A 26,348-nucleotide genomic window follows, 5' to 3' on the forward strand; every position below is an offset into this window, starting at 1 on the left:
TGCTCTGCTCCTCATCTGGAGCGCGCAATGAATCAACTCGACAGCCCGACGTGAACCCCAACTGGCCGATTCAGCTCAAACCGAAAACGCTCTAGGGGCGAAATCGCTGCTATCGGCGCCATTGGCACTGCCGGCACGAGGGGGGAGATCTTTTCAGGAACCGGGCTGAGGCCAAAAGGGCGGTCGGTTTGCACCTCCGGACGGACCTCATAGTTCAGGGCCTTGCGCCCCTTGCCTTCGCCAACCCGGGTGAAGCGCGGTCGGATCAGGCCGGCCTCCACGAGCTGCTTGCAGGCCGCCTCCATGTCGGCCGCGTCGCGGAGCATGCCGCCGATCTGCCGCCGAACATCGCGGGCGTTGAACTCCGCGATCCGGTTCTGCCGAAGGTGCTGTGCCAATAGCATCCCGCGCCGCTCGGCCACCGGGATCACAGCGTCCCCGAACACCCGCTCGGCCATCGGCAGGAAGTAGGCGTTCAGCAGATCAGCCGCCGCCGTCACCGCGTCGGGCGAAATCGTCTTCGGCTCCAATTCCTCGGTGCCGCCGCACCACCACAGATACTCCAGCACGGCGGACAGGCGCAGGCAGTGCCCGCGCGCCTTGCCGAGCGTGCCGGCGAGCAGGCCGCTGGCCATGTGGCAGCGCTCCACAATATCTCTGGCGAACGCCTCCAGCCGGTCCTCCGCCTCGCGGGCGAGCGGCACGATCACCGGCTCAGGGTGGCCGAACTCGTCATGGAGCTGCAACAGGTCGGTGAGCCGGGCGAAGGCGCGCTGCATCGGCCCGTCGTCCTGCGCGCCGCGCGCCAAGTGGAACTCGGGCTTAGTCTCCGGCCATGCCCACAGGAGCCGGGAAGCCAGCCCATCGTCCGGCCCGTTCAGGATCATCTCCAGCTTGTCCGGCTGCACGCCGCCCAGCACGCCGACGCTGAGATGACGGATCCGTAGCGGCTCCGGGTTCTTCATCCGGTCGACGACGTAGGCGCGGCCTCCATACATCTCGATCGCGAACGCCCGGTCCGATCCTCCCCCGCCGTACTTGTCGAAGGCGCCGAGCCAGCCGGCCAGTTCGTCACGGACAAGCAGGAGTCCGCGCGGCAGGCCAGCGGCCAGGGCGCCAAGTGCCTCGACCGTGGCATCCGCGACTCGGATCCGCGGCCGGACCGGCGCGGGTGGCTCCTGAGCGTCGGCTGGCATGACAGGCGCCGAGTCGCCGTTCTTCACGGCGGTTTTGACCTCGACCTTCCACGCTTCGATGCGGGCCTCGCAGGCCTGCTTGGCGGTGGCATGCTCCTGCTGGATCTGCTCGAAGCCGTCGGCCATCCGGTCCTCGGCAAACCGCACGAGGTTGAAGGCCGCGTCCATGCTCGGCGACTTGGATGAGGAAGGTGGCCCGACCTCGGCGCACCACAACACCGGCGGCTCCGACCACGCGGTACCGGCCTGCGGCCAACGCACGTTGGCGATGGCGGCGCCGACGCTGGCGAGCAGAGCCACCGCCACGTAGTCGACCGGCGCGGACGCGCCCTTGGCCTTGCGCTCGCACCAGCCTGACCACGGGCCAAGCAGATGCAGTGGGAACGGCGGCGGCGCGCGCCGGCCGGTGCCAAGCAAGCTCAGATCGGGCTCCGCCCATCCATCTTTCCTCCCTGTGCCGATAGTGTCGTTGGCGCCGTTAGGCCTGCCGTGATCACCATGACGGTGATCGTCGGCGGCCGGGCCGAGGCGACCCAACTCGGCAGCGAAATGCTGCGCTTTCATAGGCGCGCCTCCGGATTCGAATAGGTACGAGGTGCCCTGGCTGACTGATCGCGCTGGCGATCTCGATCGGTCTGTTCGGTTAGGTCACCGAGCAAGTTCAGGGCAGCCCGGAACTCAGCTGCGGCGCAGCGCATCGAGTATTTCAGCCCGGCATCGTCCCGTAGGACCGCGTAGTCGCCGACCATGTTGGCGCGCATGCTGACGAGGGCCATCAACTCGGCGATGTGGGCCCGGAGCTTGTCCGGATCGCCGTAGGCGAAGTCGTTGGGATTGAGGGGGGAGGCGCTCATGCGCGCCTCCAGTGCTCAGGTGTCGCGAGCGCCAACTCGGCGACGACGCTGGCGACGGCCGGCGACAGGCCGTAGCGTGCGGCGAGATAGAGATCTTGCCGAAAGGCGGGGGCGGGAGTATTTCCGTGAGTGTCGGCCTGCGAAGCGACAATCAAGGAAACCTGCCTCGGCCCGCGCTGAGCGCAGGTTTTCTTTTGCATGCTATGCGGCCTCCTTGGTCCGCGAGGCAGACTCCGCCTCACACGCGCGCAGCCATTCCAGATCAGCCTCCGCCGAGATCCGGACGGAATTGCCGAACTTCATGGTGCGCGGCGCTTTGCCGGCCTTAATCAGGTTGTAGAAGGTTGCGCGGGAGATCTTCCGGTGCGCGCACCACTCGGGAATTGTCCAGACTTGCATCTCGGCACCTGCCTTTGTCTATGGCGGTGCATCCAAGATTAGGCAGATCTGTCCTGGAAAAAACCATGATAACACTGACGCAGATATTTTGTGTCAGGGTTTTTTGTCGACATTTCTCGGCCTGCCGATAGATGTCGGTACTCGCTTGAAAATGCTTCGAAAATCGGTTTCGGTGATGTGTCGGCTGGGAAAACGCTGGCGCAAGAATTCACTAGCTTGTGCTCGCGTCAGCCTTTTCGTCAGCGTTTCAGCCTGAAGCGCTGCTATGGCCTCCTCAATATCCCGATCGCGCATCGATTTGGGCCTGTCCGCTTCCCCGGGCGGGCTGGCAGCCTGCTTGGCTGTGCTACTCACTCGCTCGAGCGCCTGGGCCTGTAGAGCATCCAGGTAGATGCTTATGTCCTCTCCGCCGTTGGGTATTCCGATCTGCCAAGCAACTGCAGACGGTATGTAGCCATGATCCATGATCACGGCGCCATGGGGCCCTTGCCAAAAATGATCCAGTAACGGCAGAAAATTTCCCCCTGGATCGTAGTAGATCGCAACTAGCTGTCTGCCTGCTAAGGCCGACCCAAGTATCTCAGATCCAATTTGCTCGCGTACTTTCACGAATTGCACCAGTCCGACAGGCAAAAATGATGGCTTGGTGAGCGGCATCAAACGGCTCGCATCGGTTCAACGTTGTCGCCGGCCCCGCCAAACCGTGGGGCACCGGCCCGGATCGCATCGGCGACGTAGCTCGGTGCGAGGTGCCCGTAGTGCTTCTCGACCATCCTCGTGTCGGCGTGGCCGAGGTTGCGGGACACCACCATCAGTGGCACGCCGGCCATGACCGCCAGCGAGGCCCAGGTGTGCCGTAGCCCGTGAAAGCCAATAGGGGGCGTGATCCTGCCGTTGATGCAGGCGTCTGCCATCGGCCGCAGCTGATGCGAGGCCGCCCACGGTTCGCCGTGAGACTTCACGAACATTCGCTCGGTGCCGGGACGACCAGCTACGTGGCGGGCGAAGAAGGAGGCGCCGTCGTCCGTCAACACGATGTGTCGGGGCTTGCCTGACTTTGAGGTACGGATCGCGACGGTGCCGGAGTCCGGATTGAAGTCGCGGACCTCCAAGGCGCACAGCTCGCCGTAGCGGGCACCGGTCTCCAGGCCGGCTTGAACCAGAGCACGGAATCCTGGCTCTGCCGCGTTGATCAGGCGCTTGGCCTCGGCGATCGTCAGGTAGCGCACGCGGGCGGCGTCTACGTTCTCGAAAGGCTCAACCCGGCGCCAAGCAAGATCCGATGAGATGCCCCCTCCCCTCCACGCCCGATTGAGCGCGCCCTTCAGGATCGTCAGCGTGCGGTTGGCCGAGGAGCGTCGCTTCCGCTTCGTCTCGTCATCGACTGCCATCTTGCCGTAGCGCTGCTCGTCGCCGGCCTTCGTCCGGATCCGGGGTGCGGCCTTCGCCATGTCGGCGAGCCACTTCTCAAGCTGCTTGGTGGTGAGCGCCTCGACCTCGATGTCGCCGAGAGTCGGCAAGATATGGGCCCCTGCCCTCTTGCGAGCATCGACACCGGTCTTCCGGTTGGCGTCGAGGAAATCGACATAGGCGTTGACCGCGTCGCGGACGGTAAGCGGCCCGGTCTTGCCGGCGGCACTGTGCGCCCGCTGAACCATCCGGGAGCGTGCCAGATCCTGCGCCTGCCGGAAGCTCAGCACGGCGACGCCGTCCGGATCGGAGTAATCGTCCGCGACGGCGAGCGTCTCGACCTCGTAGTCGCGTTCGCCGATGTAGTGGCGGGCGACCCACTTGCCGGCGCCCTTCTGCGGCCGGCGATAGCCAAGGTGCAGGCCCGGCTCCAGCGTGCGATAATACGGTTTCCCGCGCGGCAGCAGCCGCTGGCGAGCGGTGCGGGTCTCAAGGTTGGCGTCACGAACACTGCGGGCCACAACGGGGCTCCTCTGCAAGCGATGTCCAACAGATGTCCAATATGTGTAGCTAGACCGCGATAGACAAGACTAGGCGCAGATCGGCTATCAGATTGGAGAAGCTGCGGATTTTGCGACAAGGGTAGACGCAGATAGATCTGACAGCGTCTCTTTCACGGCGAAAACACGGGTTCGATTCCCGTAGGGCGCGCCAAGGGCTTCCAGGAACCTAGAGCCTCCAACAAAACCGGCCGCGGGGCCTTGAGGGGAGATGGGGAGACCGCTCCCTGCCGATGGCCGCTGGGCAGAGATTGCACCATTGCTCTGCCGCTTCAAACGGCCAAGCCGCGAAGAGCGATCGCCCCCGGACATGCGACGGCGCGGCCCTGGCAGCATCCTGTTCGTGCTGCATTCGGTCACATTATGGGCCGCCTCGTCCCGGCGGGCCCAGAGCCTGCGTGGCCTGACCCCGGCCGTGGGGACACAGCACCGATCTACTCTGCTCAATGAGGGCTAGAACCGAATTGTCCTGAACAGGCTGTCCGACCCATTCAGCCGCGCTCGCATACGGAAAAAGGCTGCTGACACTCTTGGGCGGCGCGAATCATACGTAACCAAGCCACCACAGCCCTTTGCCAGAGCCTCTCTCAAGGGCCCCTTACGGTTTCAGCCGCCATGACGTGCCGGCGCAACCTTCAGAAGCACATTGCCGCGGGCGATTTTATACAATCCTGACTCCATATCCTGATCCGAGCGGCTTATAATGTAAATCGAGCCGCCATGTTCTCGGGGATGTCAAAGCGTGCCAACGGGCTGCCACGGAAAGGCTTGATCGGTGGCGGGACCAAGTCGCTATCAGTCCGAGTTAGCAAAGAGGTCCATTGCTTGATTAAAGCTTCAAATGTGTGATGCGCCCTGAAATGTGCGAGAGCGAATTCGCGATGGGCCTGACGTGCTGTATCATCGTACTGCGCCAGCCTGTGCTTGAACTCATCCGCTGTTCGCCAGACGAGCGCCTGCGGATACGCTATGTCGATAGCAGATAAAAGTTGGAGATCGGGGCGGCCGAAGCAAAGAACGCCTGCGCCTGCGGACATGGCTTCTAGAACTGCCTTTCCCCCTCCAATTGGGAAGGAGGCAATATATAGATCGCATGAAAGCGTCGCCAGCGCCTGAGCCAGATCATCGACGAAGGGGATATATATAAAACGACTTTCCTTGATGCCCAGACGTTCACAGCGCTCGCGTACTGATGCTTCAAACGTGGCGGGCAAAAGACCGACGTGAACGTGAAATCCCTCGCGCACCGTCAAGCGCGTGATGATCATATCTTCTAGGCTCATCGGTGCATCGCCGGTGAATTTCACGAACGATCCGCAACTTGCCGTGACGAAAGTCGAAAGCGAGCGCGATAATACCGGTTCTGTCCGGCAGACCATCGGAAGATAATGAGAATGAACCCCCAGATCGTACGTGCATATGTGAGTGCCCCGCGGATGGAGATCAACATGCATGACGTCTGGTAAGAAAATGCCGAACGCGAGCTGGTGGTCTGCGTGGTGTATATAAATTAGCTGCACCGGAAAACGATGCGCTTGCATGACAGCTGTGGCCACGGCATCGAAATGATGAGCGAGATGAACGATATGGCTCGGGGAACAATCGTCGAGGAGCTTTGTGAGCTCAGCAAGCTTCTGTGCAGGACGACCGGCCGCAAGCCTGACAATCTGACACGGCACACGCATCGCCGTGGTGAAATCGGAGCCAGTCTGGCGATCCAGTATATCGGTAACAACAATGACGTGCTCAGCCTCTGGGTATGCCGAGACTAGATCTTCGATCACGCGACTATGGCCGCCTATGGAATAAATTTCGGTGACGAGATAAACAATTTTACTCTTGCGCAAATCGTCGTCGATCTGGTTACTGGCAATATCCTGACTGTTTCTTTGACTATGCTCAGGGCAATGTCCAAGGTGGCCGACGATGCGGCCCGCCTCGAGACACAACTCATCCATTTCCTGGCAGCCAAACACGGTCCCGATGCCCAAGCGTGCATCGTTGAAGGTTCTAACCCCATCGCAAAGAAGGGCTAGTCCCGCATCGACGTCGCCGACGCGATAGGCGGCTACAGTTTGCAAGAGCCAAGATTTCATATTCGGAGGCAGTCCTGCAAACCGCTCGTCCGAAGCGAGCGAGTCCTGTTGCAAATCCTACCTCCGCCGTTTGAATTTTTGCCCCCGCCGCCTAACAACCGCCGGAGCCGGTTCCCGTCAAGCCGGGCCCAAAAGCGGCAACCTTGCGAATGGCAGGGGGCGCGGCTAAACAGCATGCGCGGCGTTAGAAGTCGCTAATCGCTTGAGGGGCCACGGTGGCAAGAGACCAATGAGCAGGGAGCCGCCGCGCCTTCAGCTTGTTAGGACTATTTGTCGGCCAGAGGGCACGCTCGGGGTTGTTGAAGCGTTCCGCGACCTCGGCTTCGACTTCGAGCGCTTCTATTTCATAACGGATATCCCCGAGGGTGCGTCGCGGGGCGCTCATGCGCATAAAACTTTGCGGCAATGTATTATTTGTCTCAGCGGATCAGTTACAGTCGATCTCTGCGACAGCGAGCAGAAATTCTCATTTCAATTATCATCGTTCGAGCAAGCGCTCATTGTACCACCTGGTTACTGGCGTGATCTTCGGGATTTCAGCACCCATTGTACGGTGGGTGTCCTCGCTTCTAAACCATACGATGAATCGGACTATATCCGGGATTTTGAGACATTCTTGCACTGGGACCGTCGTAAGCAGGAAACGAGGGAAGTCTCTTATCTTCCAATCAAGCGGTACACGGATTCGCGATACGTCGGACGCTTGGCATCGGACTTGAGTGAGTCCGTGCGAGAAACGCTCAAGTCCGGCCAATATATCGGTGGTCCAGAAGTGAGCGCTTTCGAGACTGAATTCGCAGCTCTCTGCGGCGCGGAACAGGCGGTCGGCGTTGCGAATGGGCTGGAGGCCCTTCAACTCTGCCTGATGGATGCCGGTATCGGATGCGGCGACGAAGTGATCTTACCCGCTCACACCTTCGTCGCCACAGCATTGGCGGTGACCCAAGTTGGCGCGGAGCCAGTCTTGGTCGATGTGGAACAAGACACCGGTCTTATCGATGTGAGTCAGGTGGCCGCGGCAATCACGCCGCGAACGCGGGCGATCATCCCGGTCCATCTCTATGGACATCCCGTCGATATGGACCCGCTCACGGCCCTCGCGAAATCGCATAACATCCTCGTGATCGAGGATGCCGCCCAGTCTCATGGTGCCGCTTATAAAGGGCGCCCCTGCGGTAGCTTGTCAGAGGCTGCCGCATTCAGCTTCTATCCGACGAAGAACCTCGGGGCGGCGGGGGATGGCGGTGCGGTCACAACAACCACCGTATCCCGCGCGGAGCGGATACGCACGCTTGCAAATTATGGATCTCGTGTTCGCTATGAACATGAGAAGCTCGGACTGAACTCTCGTCTGGATCCTATCCAGGCAAGCATCCTTCGCCGGAAATTGACCGAGCTTGGGGGCTGGAATGAGCGTCGACGGGCGCTGGCTAACCGATACCAGCGCGGACTCGGTGGGATCGAGGGCCTTGTGACACCGGTTGTACGGCCTTGGGCCGAACCCGTTTGGCATGTATATGCCGTTCAGGTTCAGGAGGGTCGGCGAGAAGCGTTGCAGGACTATCTCCGGGAACATGATATTGGTACCAACATTCATTATCCAATCCCAATTCACAGGCAGCCGTGTTTTTCTAACAAGCGTTGGCGCGCGGAGGGCTTTCCCATCGCCGACCAATTCTGCTCACAGACGCTGAGCCTTCCTCTCGATCCGCTCCACTCGGATGATGAGATCGACAGGGTGATCGATGTCGTTCGCAACTATTTCAGGGCCGGTCGCTCTGAGCGGGCTACCCCTAATGTCGGATGACCTTGAAAATCAGCGATCGGTAGATCTGGCGACGATTGATCTCAACTATGATGGATTTCGAGCCTTGGCTCGAAATACGCATCTTTCTCTGCATGAGAGGACGGGGTTTCCGGATTCGTATCGTGCCGGACAAGAATCCGCAATCTTGTCAGATATTCAAAGTAAATTACCCGCCTTAAACCGCCAAGGGCAGGTCATCGTCGATGTGGGCCCAGGGTGCGCCGAACTCCCGCGCTTGCTGATTGAACTGTGCCGTAAGAACGGCCATCGGCTCATCTTGGTCGATTCGCCCGAGATGTTGACGCAACTCCCAGATGCCGACCACGTCATAAAGATAGCAGGTCCGTTTCCTGCCGTTGCAGACGCCGTGCGCGATACCGCCGGGGACGTTGGTGTCGACGCGCTGTTGTGCTACAGTGTTTTGCAATACATGTTCGTGGATGGAAATATCTTCGATGTGATTGATGCCACGATCGACCTGCTGGCGCCGGGCGGCGACGCCTTGTTTGGCGATGTTCCGAACGCATCGAAGCGGCTGCGCTTCTTTTCCTCGCCGAATGGACAGCGTTTCCACCGCGCCTTTTCCGGCCGAGACGAAGATCTAAGTGTAACTCATTATGACCTGGATCGGGGCCGCATCAACGATGCGGTTCTGGCCGCTCTGGTTCAACGTGCGCAACTCGCGGGGTGCCACGGTTACGTCTTGCCTCAGGCGGAGGGCCTACCCATGGCAAACCGTCGTGATGACCTCTTGATCCGGCAGCCTTAATCATGAGCCTCAGCGGCGGTAAACCCCTGCTTATTGTTGGCGGCGGCGAAATCGCAGCGCTTGCGTGCGAATATTTTCGACATGACTCGGACTTCATGCCGGTCGCCTTCGCCGTCGAACGCCCCTATCGCACCAGCGACACTTTCCAGGGATTGCCTCTCGTCGATCTTGATGAGGTTACGCAGCGATTTCCTCCTGGGCAAGTGGACGCCTTTGTTGCTGTTGGAGATACTCAGCTCAACCGTCTCCGCAGGCGCCTTTATGATACAATAAAACGACACAACTACCGGGTTGCGAGTTATGTAAGCTCACAGTGTTTCCGTTGGCATAACGTCGAGATTGGCGAGAACTGCTTCATCTTGGAGCATAATACTTTGCAGCCGTTCGTAAAAATCAAGAATAATGTTACTCTATGGAGTGGAAACCATATCGGGCATAGCACGACGATTCATGAAAACGTTTTTATCACATCTCATGTCGTTATTTCGGGCTTCTGCGAGATTGAAAAATCGTCTTACATCGGTGTGAATGCGAGCCTCGCTCACCATGTGACTATCGCAAGTGACAATTTCATTGCGATGGGCTCTGTCATCGGTGCATCGACTGAGCCGGACGGTGTGTATCAAGGCAACCCTGCGGAACGTCGAAAGGTTGCAGCCACTCGCTTCTGCCGAGTCAAGGAATCCTGACGGCTAAAAATCTGTACGTGCTATGATCGAAGTCATACCATACACTCATGACCGGGCGATTGAGTGGAATACCTTCAATATATCTGCGCGCAATGGCCATTTTCTGTTCGACCGCGCCTTCATGGAATATCACGCAGATCGCTATGTGGATTCCTCGCTCTTGGTCTTCAGCGACAACGAACTTGTCGCCTTGCTGCCGGGGAACCGGGTCGGAAGTGACGTTGTCTCACATGGAGGCTTGACGTTTGGTGGCTTAGTTCTGAGCGAACGTGCAACCGCCCCCCGGGTCATTGCCATCCTCCAGGAAATTATGACGTATTGGCGCCGATGCGGCGTCTCCGGCCTCACCTACAAGGCCGTGCCCCATATCTATCATCGTCGCCCAACCGAGGAAGATCTATACGCGTTGACGAGACTCGGGGCGCGCCTCGTTCGCCGCGACCTGACGACCACCATTGATCTGCGCGCGCCTGGTCGTCGCGGGTCGCGGCGCGTTCGCGGGGCGCGCACTGCACGTCGGGCAGGCCTGCAGGTTGGACGGTCCGAGCGCTGGTCAGACTATTGGGCGTTGCTGCATGCGACGCTCGAAGAACGTCATGGGGTCGCCCCGACCCATAGTTTGGACGAGATAGTACGTCTCGCCGATCTCTTTCCCGACAACATTCGGCTTTTTGTTGCCGAGGAAGCCGGTGTCGTCGTAGCGGGAACGGTGATCTTCGAAACTCAGACCGTCGCCCATGCGCAATACATCGCCACCGGTTTGCGCGGTCGTGAAACCGGGGCGCTCGATCTGGTCTTCGAGGAAACGATCGCGCGCTATGTTTCAGAAAAGCGATTCTTCGATTTTGGAATTTCCACGACAGATGCCGGCCGGGTTCTCAACGAAGGTTTAGTCTGCCAAAAGGAAGAGTTCGGCGGAAGTTCGGTTGTCCACGACGTCTATCGTTTAGATTTGATTTAATGCATCAGGGGGCACTTCAATCCGGAGAGCTCGACGTCCTGATCCCGCGGGGACTTCATGCGTGCCTTACCAGAGAACCATCCAACGATCGATCTTATGGCCGATCTTCGGCGGTATCTGAATTTTTCGAACGAAAATTATATCGTTTATAATTCTGATGTGCGTGAGGCTGGGCTCGATCCATTCGCGCATTTTATTCAATTTGGTCGCTATGAGCGGAGCCGGACATTCGGCTTTCACACCCGTGAAGGTTGGGCAGAAGCCGCTGGTTTTCACGCGGACGCGTATCTGTCCCGTTATCCGGATGTGTCGGAGGCCGGGCTGGATCCACTCTGGCATTTTTGTGAGTTCGGCTTCTGGGAAGGGCGTCTGGTAGACCGCCTTCAAGCCTCGCTGGTGTGGGAACAGCTTGGAGTTGATTGCAGTGTCCACGCGCCGACCGGCGATGGGCGCGGGGTTGGCGGTCTCGGTCTCGAAGGTATCGAGCCTCAGCAGCGACGGTCCGCCCTCAGGTCTTTTCTGCGGCTTGGACCGAAGGGCTTGTACGGGTCAGACGCGGCGATCTTGCTGGGATACGTCGCCTTGACGGTGGGTGAGCCCGCAATTGCCGAAGCGTTCTTCGAAACCTATCGCGTCGGCCCACCGTACGTTCTGAAGCCAGGGGAAGCGAAACGTCCGTCCGTGGCCGTCTTCCCGGCAAAATCCCTTACCGATTACTGTTTCGATAGTGGGATCGTGCCAGCAAACATCAGTCCATCAGAATACTGTGATGTCCCCGCATGGAGCGTCCGTGACCGGCGCGGTTATGCGGAAGACATGACGCCTGCCGTCCGTTCGACGAGCGCAGACATATTTATGGCCGGCTTACCCAACGTGACGATATTTCCAGGGAGGAGTTTCGTCTTATCGCAGCAAAATATCATTGTTTTCTGCGAAGATGTGCCGGACGTTGAACCCGGGGTAAACTTGGAGGCCAAAAGCGGAATCGTAGCTTTTCTCGGCGGCCTTGCTGCTGTGGACTGGTCTGGCGATCCGATCGATGCTTCGGTTCTGCCCGGTGGCATCTCCCTCTTGGGTGCAAATTCACGAGATCTCCAGAGCTGGGTGCTGGAGAAGCTGCCCCGTCTGAGGGCTGCGGGGGACGACGCCGGTTGGCCTGCGCTCGTCGAAGCCGGATTGCCGTCGCAATACGAGGCGTGGGCGACGATCCTTTGTCCGAATGCTGAGTTCATCAGCATTTCGGCGCCGCGCCTCGTCCAAGAGTTGAAGGTCATCTGGCCGACGCAGGGGCGCGAATCATGTGGTTTGCCGTCTCCATCGGTCTTGAGTCTGATCAAGGGGCTGGTCAACGATCCGGCGGATATCTCAGCCGTCTCTCGTCTGTTTCAATCGAAAGGTTTTGCGGAACCCGCCGGGATGGTGAACCGGAATTCGGCCGTGCTTCAGGACCAGCTCGGCCGCTCGGGTTTTATCGCCCTCGATCCGGCTGTGACGTCGGTACCGGATCAGCTTCGCGCCGCGCAGGCAGCTTCGATCGTCGTCGCCGAGATGGGGCCCGCTCTTATCAATCTGATTGCTTGCCGACCCGAAACGCCGATTGTGATTGTTTGCAACGAGTCCGGCGAGGATGCTTTCGGCACGGTCGCGTGCATTGCGGGCGCAGCTGAATGCCGCGTGATTTTTTTCAAAGGTCTTGAACTGAAATTCACCCATCCCACGGCGGCGTGCAATGACTATTTGGTCGATGTGGCCAGCTGCATCGAGCTGATCGGCGATGTCTGTCCATAGGGCCCGTCATCCGGGGCGTCAGCACGGCGGCGCGAGTCCGCTCGCGGACGCTCAGGAGCGATCCCGCGTTGAGAGCCGCCCGTGATCCCGCTTGGGTCACGCGGCAAGGCCGCAGTGGAAACCAGGATGGTGTCTACCGGCGCGATGCCCGCAGGGTTCTGAAACCCCCTCATGAGAGATCTCGACCGTCGCATTCTCGATCGTTCGGTTCGGGGCGATTGGACTTGGCTGAAGGATGATACGGTGCTGGGAGTGATGGACCGAGGCTGGGCCGTGGGCGATATGATCCCGGCAAGCCGGTCGGCACAGCCGGTTCGATGAGGTCTCTTCTGGCTTGATGAGGTCTCTTGCGGATAAGAGCGCTGTTGCGTCGGAAGCGCCACGGACGGCCAGGGGAAAGACCAACGGTCGTTGTGGAGTGCCGCGAGCCTCCGCCCTGGGGGTCCGATGCTCGGAGAGGCGGCCCCGCTCACCGTAGGATCTTCACTCAGAGCCTCGACATGATCAATGACAGGGCGTTCCGCCGGGCGCTGCGCAACATTTTCGGTCTCGACCGCGATTTCGGGGCCGTCCAGCGGCTCTCGACGGCCGAGCTATTCGACGCTGAATGGTATCGGGCAACGCAGGCGCCCGAAGTGCCGCCGGGACAGGCAGCGCGACACTACCTGCAAGAAGGCGCCGCACGGGGGCTGAGCCCCGGCCCCTCGTTCGACGGGCCCTGGTACCTCGCCAACAACCCCGACGTCGCGGCTGCGGGCCTGAACCCGCTGTTGCACTATCTCGAGAACGGCCGCGCCGAGGGGCGGCCGACGCATCCGTACGTCGATCCCAAGGCAGTGGCGCGCATCGCGAACTCCGACCTGTTCGATGCGCATTGGTACCACGCGACGCAGGCCCCCGACGTGGCGGTGGACCAAGCCGCACGGCACTACTTGCAGGAGGGCGCCTCGCGTGGCCTGAGCCCTGGCCCCCTCTTCGACGGACCGTGGTATCTCGAGAACAATCGCGACGTCGCCACGGCGGGGTTGAACCCGCTGTTGCACTACGTGGAATGCGGGCGTTCCGAGCAGCGGCCGGTTTGCCCGGTTGTCGATCCTGCGGCCCTGGCGCTGATCGCAGCTTCGGATCTGTTCGATGCGGCGTGGTACCGGGAAACCCAAGCCCGCGACATAGCGCTAGACCGGGCTGCGCGGCACTACCTGCAAGAGGGGGCCGCGCGTGGACTGAGCCCGGGCCCGCTCTTCGACGGGGCGTGGTACCTCAAGACCAACCGCGATGTCGCGGCAGCGGGTCGGAATCCCCTGCTGCATTACCTGACCGACGGGAGACGGGAGGGGCGGCCGATCTGTCCGTTCGCCGACCCGGAAGCGCTGGCGCGGATCGAGGCCTCCGCGTACTTCGATGCGCCGTGGTATCTGGCGACCTACCGCCCCGAGCTGCCGCCGGACCGGGCTGCGCGCCACTACCTCCTTGAGGGAGCAGCGCTCGGGATGAATCCCGGTCCGCTGTTCGATGGGCTGTGGTACCTCGGGAACAACCCCGACGTAGCCGAAGCCGGCCTGAACCCGCTGCTGCATTATCTTGACAGTGGATGCGCGGAGGGACGGCCCATCGCTTTGGCCTACACCCACGATGCCTGCGCGCAGGCGATCGAGAGGCGCTCTGTCATTCTGCGGACCAGCGTGGGGGCTCAGGTCGTCGTCGTCATCCATGCTTTCTACGTCGACGTATTCGAGGACCTCCTCCCGCCCCTCGTGCGCGCGGTCCCGAATTTCGACCTGCTGGTTTCGACCGACGAGCCCGCGAAGAAGCGCGCGATCGAGGCGGCTGCGACGCGCGCCGGTCTGGAGCACCGCTGTCGGGTCTCGCTGGTGGGCAACCGCGGCCGCAATTTCGGACCCCTCTTCACCGTGTTCGCGCAGGACATCCTGCGTTACGACCTCGTACTCCACGTTCACACCAAGAAATCGCTGTTCAGCGGCGCCGAGCAGGTGCGCTGGCGCGACGAGATCTATCGGGCGCTGTTCGCGAATTCCACCTGTGCCGCCATCGCCCTGGCGCTGCTGGAGGAGGACCGCCAGATCGGTCTGTTCTTCCCCGAAACCAGTGCGCATATCGTCTATTGGGCGCATACATGGCTGGCGAATATCGGCACCGGCCACGGGCTGCTCGCCCGGCTCGGCCTGTCCTACGACGGGTTCGACGAGTATCTGGACTATCCGGTCGGTGGCATGTTCTGGGCACGCGTCGATGCCCTGCGACCGCTGCTGATGGCAGGGCTGACCCTCGACGACTTCCCGGAGGAGCACGGCCAGACTGACGGGACGCTCGCCCACGCGATCGAGCGGGTGATCCCCCTGGTGTGCCGTTCGCAGGGCTACCGCGCCGTCTGCTTCGACTACGACCGCGGGCTCGCCCGCTACGGGAGCAGCGCCCGCAACTGGCATCAGTACAGCGCCCGGACCCAGGATCAGGCGCTGCAGGCGTTGCGCGATGTCGATCTCGTCTCGTTCGACCTGTTCGATACACTCGTGTGCCGTCCGGCCCGGCGCCCGGATGCCGTGCTCAAGCTCGTCGAGCATCGCATCGCGATGGAGGAAGGCCGCCCCATTCCGCTCTTCGCGGAGCGCCGGGCTGCCGAGAACCGGGTCCGGGCCCGTCGTCACCACCAGGGCGACGTCGATTTGTCGGAGATCTACGCGGAACTCGCGGCCTCCGGCCCGATCCCCCGCGACGTGGTCGCGCGGGCGCATGCGTTGGAGAAGCGGATCGACCTCGGAGCCCTGCGCCCGCGCACGGAGGTCATCGCCGTCCTCAGAGCCGCGCATGAAGGCGGCAAGCGCATCGTCCTGATGACGGACACTTACTACGAGGAGGCGGACATCCGCGGCATCCTCCGCGAGGTCGGAATCGCCGACCTGTTCGCGGCGGTCTATGTCTCGAACGCGATCGGCGCCCGCAAGGACAGGGGCGACCTGTGGGCCCATGTCGAGGCCGTCGAAGGGGTGCCGCGCACCCGCTGGCTGCATGTCGGCGACAACGAGCATTCCGATATCCAGGCGGCGTGCGACCGCAACATCCGGTACCTGCACGTCGCGCATCCGGCCAAGATCCTGGCCCAGAGCGGGTTTGCCCGCGACGAAGGCGACCTCGCGCGGACATGGCCATCCGATCTCGTCGTCGGCCACGCCATGCTGCATCTCTGCGGCAACCCGTTCCTAGGGCGCGCGAAACGACCGTACCTCTCGCTCGGCTCGACCCGCGAGGTCGGCTATGCCGTGTTCGGGCCGCTCATGCTGCTCTTCATGTCCTGGCTGATCCGGCACGAGGCCCTGGCCCGGGTCGAGCGGCTGTATTTCCTCGCCCGCGAGGGCGATTTTTTGGTCAAGATCTACCGCCTGATCCAGGAACGCTACGATCTGAAGACCCTGCCGGAGGGCAGGTACTTCTACGTTTCTCGCCAGATGGCGATCGGTGCCGCCCTCGCGAAGGGGTTCCGCCCGGACCTGGTGACGGAGGCCGGACGCTACGTCGGCAGCCTTCAGGGGCTTCTCTGGAACAGGACCAGCTTCACGGCCCCGGCGCATCTCGGGCTGGACCGCCACGACGTGCGGTTGCCGAACGATGCGGCGGTCGTCCGGCGCGTGATGAGCTCCCTGGAGGCGGAGATCATGGCGCACGCCGCCGACCTGAACGAGCGGTTTCGCGCCTACGCCCGCCAGGAGAAGCTGGACGCCGACGGGAGCTACGGCGTGGTCGATGTCGGGTACTCGGCCACGATCCAGAAGATGATGCAGGTGGCGCTCGGCCGGCCGCTGACCGGCTTCTACATGACCACCCTCGACACGGCGGCTGCGGTCGAGAAGGACGGCGGCTCCGCGTTCGGCTGCTTCAGCGCGGGCCAGGACGATCCCGAGACATCGTCCCTGCCCGTCCTGGCCCACGCGCTCGCCGTCGAGGCCTTCCTGACCGCACCCCACGGACAGGTGGTCGACTACGATACGGCGGGCGGGCGGATCGCGCCCCTGTTCAAGGCGGACCCGCGCAGCCCGGCCGAGCACGCCATCCTCTCCGAACTGCACGCGGGCGCCGAGCAGTACATCACCGAAACCCTGGACCTCTATGGAGCGGACCTGCTCAAGGCCGACATCGCCTCGCGGGGGCCACAGGAATTCCTACGCATGCTGATGGAGGGCCTGATCACCACACCGTCCGAACCGATGCGGGCCCTCGGCGTCGAGGACGATTTCTGCGGTCTCCCGATCCACAAGGTGTACGCCAATCCATAGGGACGACCCACCCGTTCGGGGGCGGACTCCGCCCGGGCTTCGTCCGACGGGCCGGCGCGCGGCGCGAGTTGCCTGGCGAAGGGCGGGCTATCCCGCGGATTGCGTGCGCGCGAGTGCCCGCAAGATCTGGCTCGGCGCTACCGAATAGTTCGCATGCATCGGGTGTACGCCCTCGGCGTGCTGCGTCGCGCCGCGAACGAACAGGAGGCGGGCGCCGCTGGACTCGACGAAGCTGGTGAAGCCGCGGAAGTAGAAGGCCGGACTTTCGTGGGTCAGGGCCACGACCTGGGCATCCGGTCGGCAGAAGATGCAATTGATGAGGGCGGAACTCGCCGACCCGACGATGATCGCGGCCGAATGGTAGAGCCTCACCTGCTCGGCGAACGTCAGATGCTCCGGGTGAACGACCTCGAAGCCGTGGGGCCTCAAGGCCTCGACGATCTCCGCCTCGTTGACGAGCTGGCGCTGCGTGAAGCCGCGCCGGGACAGGACGATCCGCCGTCCCGCGGGCCCGAGACCGCCCGGATGCTCGGAGAGCCGCTCCAGGATCGCGCGCCGCATGGCGGCGAGCACGTCCTGCGGCCAGATCGCGTCGTAGGTCGGCAATCCTTCCCGTGTGTCGAAGGGGAAGAAAGCCGGTACGGGAGCGATGCCCAATTCGCGAAACCGGGTCGCGACCGGGGGCAGCACGATCACGGGTCGATCCCGCGTGTCCATGAGTTCGATCACCTGTCGGTGGGTGTCCGGCATATGATCGTCGACGCAGATCGGCAGGTGCGCCGGGCAGGCGGGGTCGTTGAACCACAGCATGCGCGGGGCGAACTCGAGCAACCAGTGGCCGTATTGCCGGCTCTGAAATCCGAACATCATCAGGCCGGCCTCGATCTCGCGGATCTCGGCCGGCGCCTCGATCAGGGCACGGCCGGCGCCCCAGACGGCCGTCATGATCTGTCCCGGATTGACCCCGTCCTTGATGTCCGCAACGCCGCTCAGCGGATGGGCCGCCAGGTCGTAGATCAGGCGCTGGCCGTGCAACACGACGTTGCTCCGGGGGAAGGTCAGGCAATCCGTGAACAGGGCGACGTATTGCGGCGGCGCATCGAGGGTTCCGGGTTGGGAGGTCAGCGCGATCGGGCCGTCAAGGAACCGCACCTCCGGCTCGGCCATCCTGCGGCCGGCCAGCAACTCGCGATAGACGCCCTGCCCTTCATGGGCGGCCTGCCGGGCCGAGACGATGTCGTAGATACCAACGGGGCCAAGGCCGGCGATTGTCCGGGTACTCTCGTGAAGAGCCGCAGCCTCCTCGTGCCGGCCCGCCTCCGCGAGGGCGTTCATCTGCAGGATGCGCAGGTTCCGGATCTTGGTGCTGATGTTGTGGCCGTCCCCGGTCGCAAGCCCGGCATCCCCGCCATTGAGCGCGAAGGCGAGGCGGTAACATTGGACCGCAGGTTCCGCCCGGTACCGGCACTCGTGATCCCAACCCACCCGCAGGAGAGTTGCGGCGACCTCACGGAGGGCCGGCTCGGCGCCGCCGCCCCGCCTCATCTCCGCGACGAACGCCGACGCTTCGTCCCAGAGTCCTCGCTCGACGAGGTCGCGCAGGCGCGCCGTCGCGGCGGTCGTCCGCCAGCGCTCTTGGCCCCGCGGGTCGAGCGGGGCGGCGAGATCGTAGGCGCGGGCCGCAGCCCCAAACTGGCCGCTGCCTTCGAGCCTGAACCCGAGCGCTTCCAGATGGCGCAGGGTCGCGATCGCGCGTGCTTCCCCTGGAGGCTCCATGCTGAGCAGGGTGGCCAGCGCCTCGATCTTGTCCGGGGCGTTGCCGCTATCGATCGACCGGATCAGGTCGATGAAGATCGCCGTCGGCCGCATGGTTCTCCCGTCCGTCGTCCTCGGATCCAGTGTTGCCCGGGTCAGTAACGGATCGCGGCTGTGGTGACGAGCAACACGCCCGGCGTCGCGCACCGCGTCGCGTCCGGCTCGCCGCGAGCCCGTCCCTACGCGCGGCGGCCATGGATGCGGAGCGCCCAAAGCATCGCGCTTCGCAAGCGCGGCGGACCGCGCCGGCTGGACGGTTGCCGATCCAGGCTATCGCCCGTACCACACCGCCACCGCTCACCGCGTTCTCATGCGTTACCCTGATCGCCGGGCAGCGACGCGCCTGAGGGCGCCGGGAGGTTGAAGGTGCCACATGGTAGTGAACGGCAAGACCGTATTTGACCTGGAGTGAGCGATGAAAAAAAGGGTTTTGGTCGTTCCCGCCGGGACAGAGATCGCCCATGAGGTCATCGAAAGCCTGAGGTTTTCAAAATTCTGGGATGTCCATGGCGGAAATTCCGTCAAGGATCATTCTGAGATACTCCTCGGGGATAAATGCCACTTCGTTCCTTTCGTCATCGATCCGAACTTCGTGCCTTCCGTGCAGGATCTGGTCCGGAAGCTGAATATCGACTTCGTCATCCCAGCGCATGACGAGGCGCTGTTCCGGCTTGCCGGTCGCATCGAGGGGGCCATCGTCGCCGGACCTCTGCCGGACCTTGCCGAAGTTCTGAAGTTGAAATCGACAACGATTGCAAAATTGCAGGGCGTTGTTCCCGCGCCCCAGGTCTATGCCCCCGGGGAGGAGATTTTCCCCGTCTTCTGCAAGCCCGATCGTGGGCAAGGTTCGCGGGGCGTCAAGATCGTTCACGATCGCGATGAACTGGAGCGGATGCGCGAGTCGGACGGCAATCTCATCGTTCAAGAATTGCTGACGGGCGAGGAGGTTACGGTCGACTGCTTCTCCGACCCGGCTGGCCGCGTCCTGTTTGCAAGTGCCCGCAGCCGGGTGCGCACGACCGGCGGCATCTCCGTTCGCTCGCGTTTGGTCGACGATGACGAGCTCCCGCATTTCGCGGGCAAGATCTCGGACGCGCTGCGTCTGACGGGAGCGTGGTTCTTCCAGATGAAGAAGGGTGCCGATGGGCACTACAAGCTGCTGGAGGTGGCCAACAGGATCGCGGGTTCCTCCGGATTCCAGCGGGTCCGCGGCGTCAACTTCATGGATGCGTGGCTTCACCAGCTCTCCGGCCAGGCGGTGAACTTTCACGTCCCGGCCGATTTCAGCTTCGTGTATGATCGCGCGCTCTACGTTAAGACGATCGTCAGATCGGAAATTCACACCCTCTATGTCGACTTCGATGATACGTTAATCTTGGATGGTAGCCAGATAAACCATCGCTTGATCGGAATTCTGTATGGCGCTAAATTCAACAAGCGCAAAAGGATCGTCCTCTTAACGAGGCATGACGGTATCGTCGAAGAGAAGCTTGCGCGGATAGGCCTCGAAAAATTCTTCGACGAAATTATCCACCTCAAGAATGGGGAGAGGAAGTCTCAGTACGTTCGCGGGCCGGATGCGATGTTCATCGACGACTCGTATCGGGAGCGCGTAGACGTCGCCGAGATGTGTGGTGCGATCACGGTCGGTCCGGAGTCCCTCGATCTCGTCGAAGGTATCTTATGATCCGGGCGACATCACAGACCGAGCGGCTCGTTCTCTTCGGCGCCGGAGCGCTGGCGCGCGAGATCTTGGTCGTGCTCCCGCGGCTGCAGACCCTCGGACGTGCGATCGAGTTTGTCGCCTGTCTCGTCGATCCGGACATCGCGGCCGCCGACCGTCTCCAGGATCGCCCGGTGTCCCGGAACATCGATGACTTTGCCGGCGACGAGACCCTCCGCTTCGTCGTGGCGCTGGGTGAGCCGAGGGCACGGGCACGGGCGGTGGAGCGCCTGCGCGCGATTGGTGCACGCTTCGCCTCGATCATCGATCCGGCGGCGCTGATCGGTGCGAGCAGCAGCGTGGGTGAGGGCTCGATGATCCTCGGTCACGCCTCCATCACGGCGGATGCCCATCTGGGCGCTCATGTGCTGGTCAACCCGGGCACCACGATCGCGCACGACAACCGGATCGGGGATTTCGCGACCCTGAGCCCCGGTGTGCATCTGGCCGGACGCGTCACCATCGAGGAGGGCGCCTTCCTCGGCACGGGGGCCTCCGTGATCCCGGGGATCCGGATCGGCGCCCACGCCCTGGTCGGCGCCGGCGCGATCGTGATTCGGGATGTCCTGCCCAGGCACACCGTCGTCGGCAATCCCGCCCGCATCCTGCGCCGCGACTAGAGCGCTCCACCGAAATGGAGCCGGTTCGGCGCAAGAGAGCGCGACAAAACAAAGGCTTAGAGCCGTGCCCGATTGCACCGCGATCGGGCCGGCTCTAGCCTATCCGGGCGGCGCGAGTCTGGGGACGAAGCTGTCCCGCCGCACCGAGCAGGCTGCGGCGCGCCGTGGCCTTCGGACCCTGGATGCAGGACGGATCATGCGCGGCCGACCCTCTCCAGGGCGCGCAGGACTTGGTCCGGCGAGACCGTATAATTGGCGTGGAACGGATGCACGCCCTCGGCCCGCTCGGTGGTGCCGCGCACGAAGAGCAGGTCGGCACCGCTCGACTCGATCATGCTGGTATAGCCGCGGAAGTTGAACGACAGGCCTTCGTGGATCAGCGCGACGACCTTGGCACCGGGCCGGCAGAAGATGCAGTTGGTCAGCGCGGAACTCGCCGATCCGACGATGATGTCGGCCGCGTGGTAGGTGGCGATCTGCTCGGCGAAGCCGAGGGTCTCGGGGTGGACGACCTCGAACCCGTGCTGCTGCAGGATGCCGACGATCTCCGCCTCGTTCAGAAGCTGGCGCTGCGCGAAGCCGCGCCGCGAGAGTACGATCCGCCGGCCCGTCCGGCGCAGGTCGACGCCGTGCGCCGCGAGCCGCTCGAACACACGGGCTCGCAGGTCGGCGAAGACGTCGCCCGGCCAGACGGCATCGTAGACCGGGTGACCGGGGTGTGTGTCGAACGGGAGGAGGGTCGGCGCCGGCGCGAGGCCGAGTTCCCGGAATCGCGCCGGCACCGCCGGTAGTGGCAGCACCGGCCGGTCGCGCGCGTCGATCAATTCGATGATCTGCCGATGCGTCTCCGGCATGTTGTCGTCGATGCAGAGCGGGAGACCGGACGGGCAGGCGCGGTCGTTGAAGCACAGCATGCGCCCGACGAATTCCAGGAGCCAGTGGCCGTAATTCCGGCTCTGGAGGCCGAACAGCATCAGGCCCGCGTCGATCTCCTGAAGCCGAGGCGGGGGCGCTACGAGGGCGCGTCCGCTGCCGTAGGCGGCGATCATGATCTGATCGGGATTGACGCCGTCCCGGATATCGAAGGTGGCGCTCTGCGGATGCGCGGCGAGGTCATAGATCAGGCGGTCGTCCTGGAGCACGACGTTGCTGCGCGGGAACGCCAGACAGTTCCGGAACAGCGCGACATATTGGGGCGGGGCGTCGAGGGAGCCGGTCTGGGATTCGAGCGCGACCGGGCCTTCGAGGAACCTGATCTCAGGCTCGCGGATCCGGCGGCCCGGCCGCACCACGTGGTAGAGGCCCCGGCCGTCGGCGGCGGCTTGCTGCGCCGACCTGATGTCGTAGATGCGCATCGGCCCGAGGCCGAGCAGGCTGCGCGTCTGCTCGTGCAGGGCGATGGCCTCCTCGTGTCGGCCGTCCTCCGCGAGCGCGCGCATCTGGAGGATCCGGATGTCCCGGATCTTGCGCTCGAGCGTGTGCCCGTCGACCGTCGCGAGCCCATGGCCGCCGCCGCTCAGCTCGTGCGCCAGCCGGTAGCATTGCACCGCGGCCTCCGCCTCGTAGCGGCATTCGTGATGCCACGCGAGACTCATCAACGCGTCGATGCCCGCCTTGATCGCCACGCCCGGATTCCCGTCGCGCCGCAGGGCGGCCACCCGCGCCGTGGCCTCATCGAAGCGCCCTTGCCCGCACAGGCCCCGGAGGCTCACGGTGACGGCGGCCGTCCGCCAGCGCTCGCGGTGGTCCGCATCGATATCGGCGATCAGCTCGTAGGTCCCGGAGGCTTCCACGGGGCGGTTGCTGCCCTCCAGCCGGAAAGCGAGGGTCTCGAGGTGTTGCACGATGGACGCTGCGCCCACGCCCGCTGCAATCTCCCTGGACGCGACCGCGGCGAGCTCTCCGAGGATCCGGGACGCGTTGGCGCCGCCCACGCCCTTGACCAGATCCATGAACGCCGCGCTCGGCCGCATGTTGCCCTCCTGTCCCCTCGCCGTGGGGATCACGATCTGACCGGTATCGGAAGCCGCCTCCCCTGACGAGCGCGACCGGTCGCGGTCCAGCGCCGATCCCGGGGCGCATCGATGCGCGGGCGGGCCGACGACTCGTTCGCTGCCCAATCACGCACAGGCACCCGAAGGCTCCGGCCTCACCCGTGATCCCGTCCGTGCCAAGCTTTGCCGGTCAGGCTGCCCGTCGGGGCGCCTTCCGCACCCCTGCACGGGCATGTATAGCGGGCCTCGTCGCTGGATTGCATGGGTGACGGCGATCGAGAGCGAAGGCGTGGTCGAGCGATGATCCCGGTACTGATCCCGAGCCTCCCGGAGACGGACGCGATCGTCCCCTACCTGCGCCGGATCGACGAGGCCCACATCTACAGCAACTACGGGCCCCTGACCAAGGCGTTCACCGACCGGCTGTGCCGGCTCATCGGCGCGCAGAGCGGTGACGGCCCGGTCCACGCGGCGCTGACCAGCAACGGCACTACGGCGATCGAACTCGCCCTGCGCTACCGCAGCGCGGGCCGCCCCGGCCGGTATTGCGTCATGCCGTCCTGGACCTTCATCGCCTCCGCCCATGCGGCGGCCAATGTCGGGCTCACGCCCTACTTCACCGATGTCGATCCCGGGTCCCTGGCGCTTACGCCGGAGATCGCCGCCCGCGCCCTGCGGGCCAATCCCGGCGACGTCGCGGCGGTCGTCGTCGTGAGCCCATGCGGCGCACCGATCGAGATCGAGGCCTGGGAGGCATTCGAGGCCGAGTACGGTGTCCCGGTGATCTTCGACGCCGCGGCCGCCGGCTTGAATCTTCGGCAGGTCGGCGCGCAACCGCTGTGCATCAGCCTGCACGCCACCAAGGCGCTCGGGATCGGGGAAGGCGGCGCGATCATCACGGCTGATGCCGCGATGGCGGCGGCGATCACCGGGATGACGGGGTTCGGGTTCGCAGCCGGCAGCCGCGTCTCGGAGATGCGCGGCGGGAACTACCGCATCTCCGAATATGCCGCCGCCGTGGGGCTCGCCGTCCTCGACGGCCTCGACGCGCGCATCGCCCGGTTACGCGAGGTCTCGCTGGCCTATGTGGCGGGGTTCGAGGCGATCGGCGTGCCGATGCAGGCGGGCTTCGGCCGCGACTGGCTGACGATGACCGCCAACGCGATCTTCGACGCCGGCGCCGTCGCCGAGGTGACCGCGGCCTTCGACCGGTCCGGGATCCAGTGGCGGCGCTGGTATGGCGGCGGCTGCCACACGCACCCGACCTTCGCCACCTGCCCCCACGACGGCCTTGCCGCGACGCGGGGCGTGGCCGAGACCACGATCGGCATACCGTTTTTCCCGAGCCTCGCGCCGGAGCAGATCGCGGAAGTCTGCGGGTGCGCCGGGCAGGTCCTGTCATCCCGCTGAGCTGCCATCCGAACGGGCGACGATGATGGGCGAGGCATTCCGGCAGATCCTGGTTCAGGCTGCCCAATCCGGCACGCAGGAGGGGCTGGAGGCCCTGGAACGCGCCCTGAGCGCAGCAGAGCCGAGTGACGTGGCCGCCCAGCATCTCGCGACGCTCGGATTTCGGTTCGAGTCCGAGGATAGGGTGGGGCTCGCCGCCCAAGCCTACGCGCTGGCCGCGCGGGTTGCCCGGTCCCGGGCGCCGCGCTACCGGCTCGCCGCGATCCGTGCCCGGATCCTCGACCTGTGCGGGCGCGACGACTTCGATCCGGTCGAGCCGTTGCTGGACGATCTCCAGCAGGCCAAGACGGCGGCCGAGGATCCCGGCCGGGCGGATCCCTCCTTCGTCGACCTGGGATGGGCGTGCGAGATGCACGGGGAGGTCGAGCGGGCCGTACGCTTCTACCTGCTCGCCCGGATCGCCCGCGACCATCACGGCGGCGCGGCGCTGACGCATGACGGCGACACCTTCGAGGTGAAGATCAAGAACCTGCGCCGCCTGCAGTTCGACGCGCTGCTCGCGGAGGGGCGGTTCGATGAGGCGATCGAACTCCACAAACGGACCGGCCGCGTGCACGGCTCCGCGCCGCTCGCCGCCTACGAGATCGTCGGCGTCAAGGCTCTCGCCGAAGCGGGCGAGGCCTCCTACGTCGAGATCCTGCCCGGCCGCCGGATCGAGGCCCCGGCCCTCAAGTTCTGGGAGCCGCCCCCGCCCCTGCTGTCGGAGCCGGGTGATCTCGACATGCCGCCGCTCTACCTCGCGTTCCTGCAGGAGGCCCACGCGTTTCCGCGCAGCAACGTCGTCGTGAAAGGCGATCGGGTCGTCTACGACGTGGCCGCGCACCCGCGCCGCAAGGACATCCTGATCCAGGACGGGGTCAATCTCGACCAGATCATGATGGCGGCGTTCGGCCGGACCCGCGCCCTGATCGAGATCCCGGAGAACGCGGAGCGGATCGAGGCCGGCTTGGTGATGTTCGGCCTTCAGAGCCGGAACTACGGGCACTGGTTCAGCGAGTTCGTGCCGCGGATGCTCTGCTACAACGATCCGCGCTGCCCGGACGGGATCCCGCTCTGCATCGACGACCACATGCCGGGCACCCACGAGGAGATCCTGTCCCTGCTCGACACCCGCAACCGGCCGGTGATCAAGCTGCCGCCCAGGCCGGTCTCGTTCGGGACGCTCGGCATGGCGCCGGTGCCGGCCTTCTTCCCGTTCGATATGAAGCCCCGGCAAACGTTCTACGACACGATCTGGCCCGCCGACATCTTCGGGATGATCCGGGAGCGGATCCTCGAACGAGCCCGCGAGCGGGGCGTGCTGTCCGAGCGGAACGATCGGCGGCTGTTCATCTCGCGCAAGGCCTTCACGCAGCGCGTCCTTGAGAACGAGCAGGAGGTCGCCGATCGCCTGCGCCCCCTCGGCTTCGAGGTGATCTATCCGGAGACGCTCTCGTTCCTGGAGCAGGTCGCCCTGTTCCACTCCGCGGCCCTGGTCGTCGGGTCGTCGAACTCCTCCCTCAACAACGCGCTCTTCGCCCGGCCCGGATGCCAGATCCTCGGGCTCATTCACGAGGATCTGAGCTTCAACTTCCGCGGCTATACCAGCTACGTCGAGGCCGGCGGTGCGCAGATCACGTTCCTGCGCGGCAAGTCGAGCGCGCGGAAGGACAACGTGCATGCCTTTCACGCCAATTACCGCGTCGATCCGAAGCGGGTCACCGACGCGGTCGCTCAGCTGACGATGCGTTCGCCTGCCCTTGCCGGCTGCATCAGGACGTGACGGAGGCGGGGCGGGCGCAGAGCCGATCCGCCTCCGGATGGCGCAATGTCCGGCGGCCTGAGCGGCCTGTCGCGGGATATCGGGCACCGGTGGCGACCCACAGGGCTTGCAGGCTTCGCGCCCGCTGATCGACGACGGCAATCGGC

At 63.8% G+C, this 26,348-nt stretch carries 19 protein-coding genes; 10 read left to right on the forward strand and 9 right to left on the reverse strand.

The features are described from left to right. Positions 1-32: 32 nt before the first annotated feature. From BLQ49_RS27050 to BLQ49_RS29335, 7 genes are all read right to left on the reverse strand, one after another. Entirely contained in the window at positions 33-1,733 is a 1,701-nt protein-coding gene (locus tag BLQ49_RS27050; RefSeq protein ID WP_167627798.1) for a DUF3987 domain-containing protein, read from the reverse strand. 23 nt (positions 1,734-1,756) lie between these two features. Next, positions 1,757-2,050 carry a hypothetical protein gene (locus BLQ49_RS27055; RefSeq protein ID WP_091722288.1) on the reverse strand — a complete coding sequence of 98 codons (294 nt, stop codon included), beginning with the start codon at positions 2,048-2,050 and terminating at the stop codon, positions 1,757-1,759. Then, positions 2,047-2,250 (reverse strand): hypothetical protein, encoded by a 204-nt coding sequence (locus BLQ49_RS29325; RefSeq protein ID WP_143012347.1) that lies wholly within the window; start codon positions 2,248-2,250, stop codon positions 2,047-2,049. The genes BLQ49_RS27055 and BLQ49_RS29325 overlap by 4 nt, the downstream gene beginning before the upstream one ends. Position 2,251: 1 nt before the next feature. Continuing rightward, a complete protein-coding gene (locus BLQ49_RS27060) occupies positions 2,252-2,449 on the reverse strand; it encodes a helix-turn-helix transcriptional regulator (RefSeq protein ID WP_091722291.1) in 198 nt (65 codons plus the stop codon). 93 nt (positions 2,450-2,542) lie between these two features. After that, positions 2,543-3,106 (reverse strand): GH3 auxin-responsive promoter family protein, encoded by a 564-nt coding sequence (locus BLQ49_RS29330; RefSeq protein WP_143012348.1) that lies wholly within the window; start codon positions 3,104-3,106, stop codon positions 2,543-2,545. Beyond that, the gene (locus tag BLQ49_RS27065) at positions 3,106-4,380 is read right to left on the reverse strand and encodes a tyrosine-type recombinase/integrase (protein WP_091722295.1); all 1,275 of its coding nucleotides are present in this window, start codon (positions 4,378-4,380) and stop codon (positions 3,106-3,108) included. Before BLQ49_RS27065 ends, BLQ49_RS29330 begins: the two co-directional genes overlap by 1 nt. A gap of 737 nt (positions 4,381-5,117) precedes the next feature. After that, a complete protein-coding gene (locus BLQ49_RS29335; RefSeq protein WP_143012349.1) occupies positions 5,118-6,569 on the reverse strand; it encodes a glycosyltransferase in 1,452 nt (483 codons plus the stop codon). Positions 6,570-6,744: 175 nt separating this feature from the next. Between BLQ49_RS29335 and BLQ49_RS27075 the strand changes: the two genes are divergently transcribed. From BLQ49_RS27075 to BLQ49_RS27100, 6 genes are all read left to right on the forward strand, one after another. Beyond that, positions 6,745-8,322, forward strand: coding sequence for a DegT/DnrJ/EryC1/StrS family aminotransferase (locus BLQ49_RS27075; protein WP_091722300.1), 1,578 nt, complete (start codon positions 6,745-6,747; stop codon positions 8,320-8,322). After that, positions 8,312-9,091 (forward strand): class I SAM-dependent methyltransferase, encoded by a 780-nt coding sequence (locus BLQ49_RS27080; protein ID WP_091722302.1) that lies wholly within the window; start codon positions 8,312-8,314, stop codon positions 9,089-9,091. The genes BLQ49_RS27075 and BLQ49_RS27080 overlap by 11 nt, the downstream gene beginning before the upstream one ends. A 2-nt stretch (positions 9,092-9,093) precedes the next feature. Then, positions 9,094-9,780 (forward strand): acetyltransferase, encoded by a 687-nt coding sequence (locus tag BLQ49_RS27085; protein ID WP_091722305.1) that lies wholly within the window; start codon positions 9,094-9,096, stop codon positions 9,778-9,780. 22 nt (positions 9,781-9,802) lie between these two features. Further along, on the forward strand, positions 9,803-10,741 hold the full coding sequence (locus BLQ49_RS27090; protein WP_091722307.1) for a GNAT family N-acetyltransferase: 939 nt from the start codon (positions 9,803-9,805) through the stop codon (positions 10,739-10,741). Between the two features lie 96 nt (positions 10,742-10,837). Then, positions 10,838-12,529, forward strand: coding sequence for a glycosyltransferase family 61 protein (locus tag BLQ49_RS27095; protein WP_167627799.1), 1,692 nt, complete (start codon positions 10,838-10,840; stop codon positions 12,527-12,529). 500 nt (positions 12,530-13,029) lie between these two features. Beyond that, positions 13,030-16,818, forward strand: a complete 3,789-nt coding sequence (locus tag BLQ49_RS27100; RefSeq protein WP_091722312.1) for a rhamnan synthesis F family protein — start codon at positions 13,030-13,032, stop codon at positions 16,816-16,818. A gap of 87 nt (positions 16,819-16,905) precedes the next feature. On the opposite strand, the gene BLQ49_RS27105 is transcribed toward BLQ49_RS27100, so the two are convergent. Beyond that, positions 16,906-18,687, reverse strand: a complete 1,782-nt coding sequence (locus BLQ49_RS27105; RefSeq protein ID WP_091722315.1) for a glycosyltransferase family 61 protein — start codon at positions 18,685-18,687, stop codon at positions 16,906-16,908. Positions 18,688-19,048: 361 nt separating this feature from the next. On the opposite strand from BLQ49_RS27105, the gene BLQ49_RS27110 reads away from it, so the two are divergent. Together BLQ49_RS27110 and BLQ49_RS27115 are read left to right on the forward strand one after the other, a co-directional pair. Next, the gene (locus BLQ49_RS27110) at positions 19,049-20,320 is read left to right on the forward strand and encodes an ATP-grasp domain-containing protein (protein WP_091722318.1); all 1,272 of its coding nucleotides are present in this window, start codon (positions 19,049-19,051) and stop codon (positions 20,318-20,320) included. Further along, positions 20,317-20,976 (forward strand): acetyltransferase, encoded by a 660-nt coding sequence (locus tag BLQ49_RS27115; protein WP_091722321.1) that lies wholly within the window; start codon positions 20,317-20,319, stop codon positions 20,974-20,976. Before BLQ49_RS27110 ends, BLQ49_RS27115 begins: the two co-directional genes overlap by 4 nt. A 194-nt stretch (positions 20,977-21,170) precedes the next feature. Here the strand turns inward: BLQ49_RS27115 and BLQ49_RS27120 are convergent, their stop codons facing one another. Next, entirely contained in the window at positions 21,171-22,949 is a 1,779-nt protein-coding gene (locus tag BLQ49_RS27120) for a glycosyltransferase family 61 protein (protein WP_091722323.1), read from the reverse strand. Between the two features lie 321 nt (positions 22,950-23,270). On the opposite strand from BLQ49_RS27120, the gene BLQ49_RS27125 reads away from it, so the two are divergent. Both BLQ49_RS27125 and BLQ49_RS27130 read left to right on the forward strand, forming a co-directional pair. Continuing rightward, positions 23,271-24,380, forward strand: coding sequence for an aminotransferase class I/II-fold pyridoxal phosphate-dependent enzyme (locus tag BLQ49_RS27125; RefSeq protein WP_091722326.1), 1,110 nt, complete (start codon positions 23,271-23,273; stop codon positions 24,378-24,380). Positions 24,381-24,405: 25 nt separating this feature from the next. After that, on the forward strand, positions 24,406-26,202 hold the full coding sequence (locus BLQ49_RS27130; RefSeq protein ID WP_091722353.1) for a glycosyltransferase family 61 protein: 1,797 nt from the start codon (positions 24,406-24,408) through the stop codon (positions 26,200-26,202). The last annotated feature ends 146 nt before the right edge of the window (positions 26,203-26,348 follow it).

The sequence above is a fragment of the Methylobacterium phyllostachyos genome (assembly GCF_900103445.1).
In the GTDB taxonomy this organism is placed as follows: Bacteria; Pseudomonadota; Alphaproteobacteria; order Rhizobiales; family Beijerinckiaceae; genus Methylobacterium; species Methylobacterium phyllostachyos.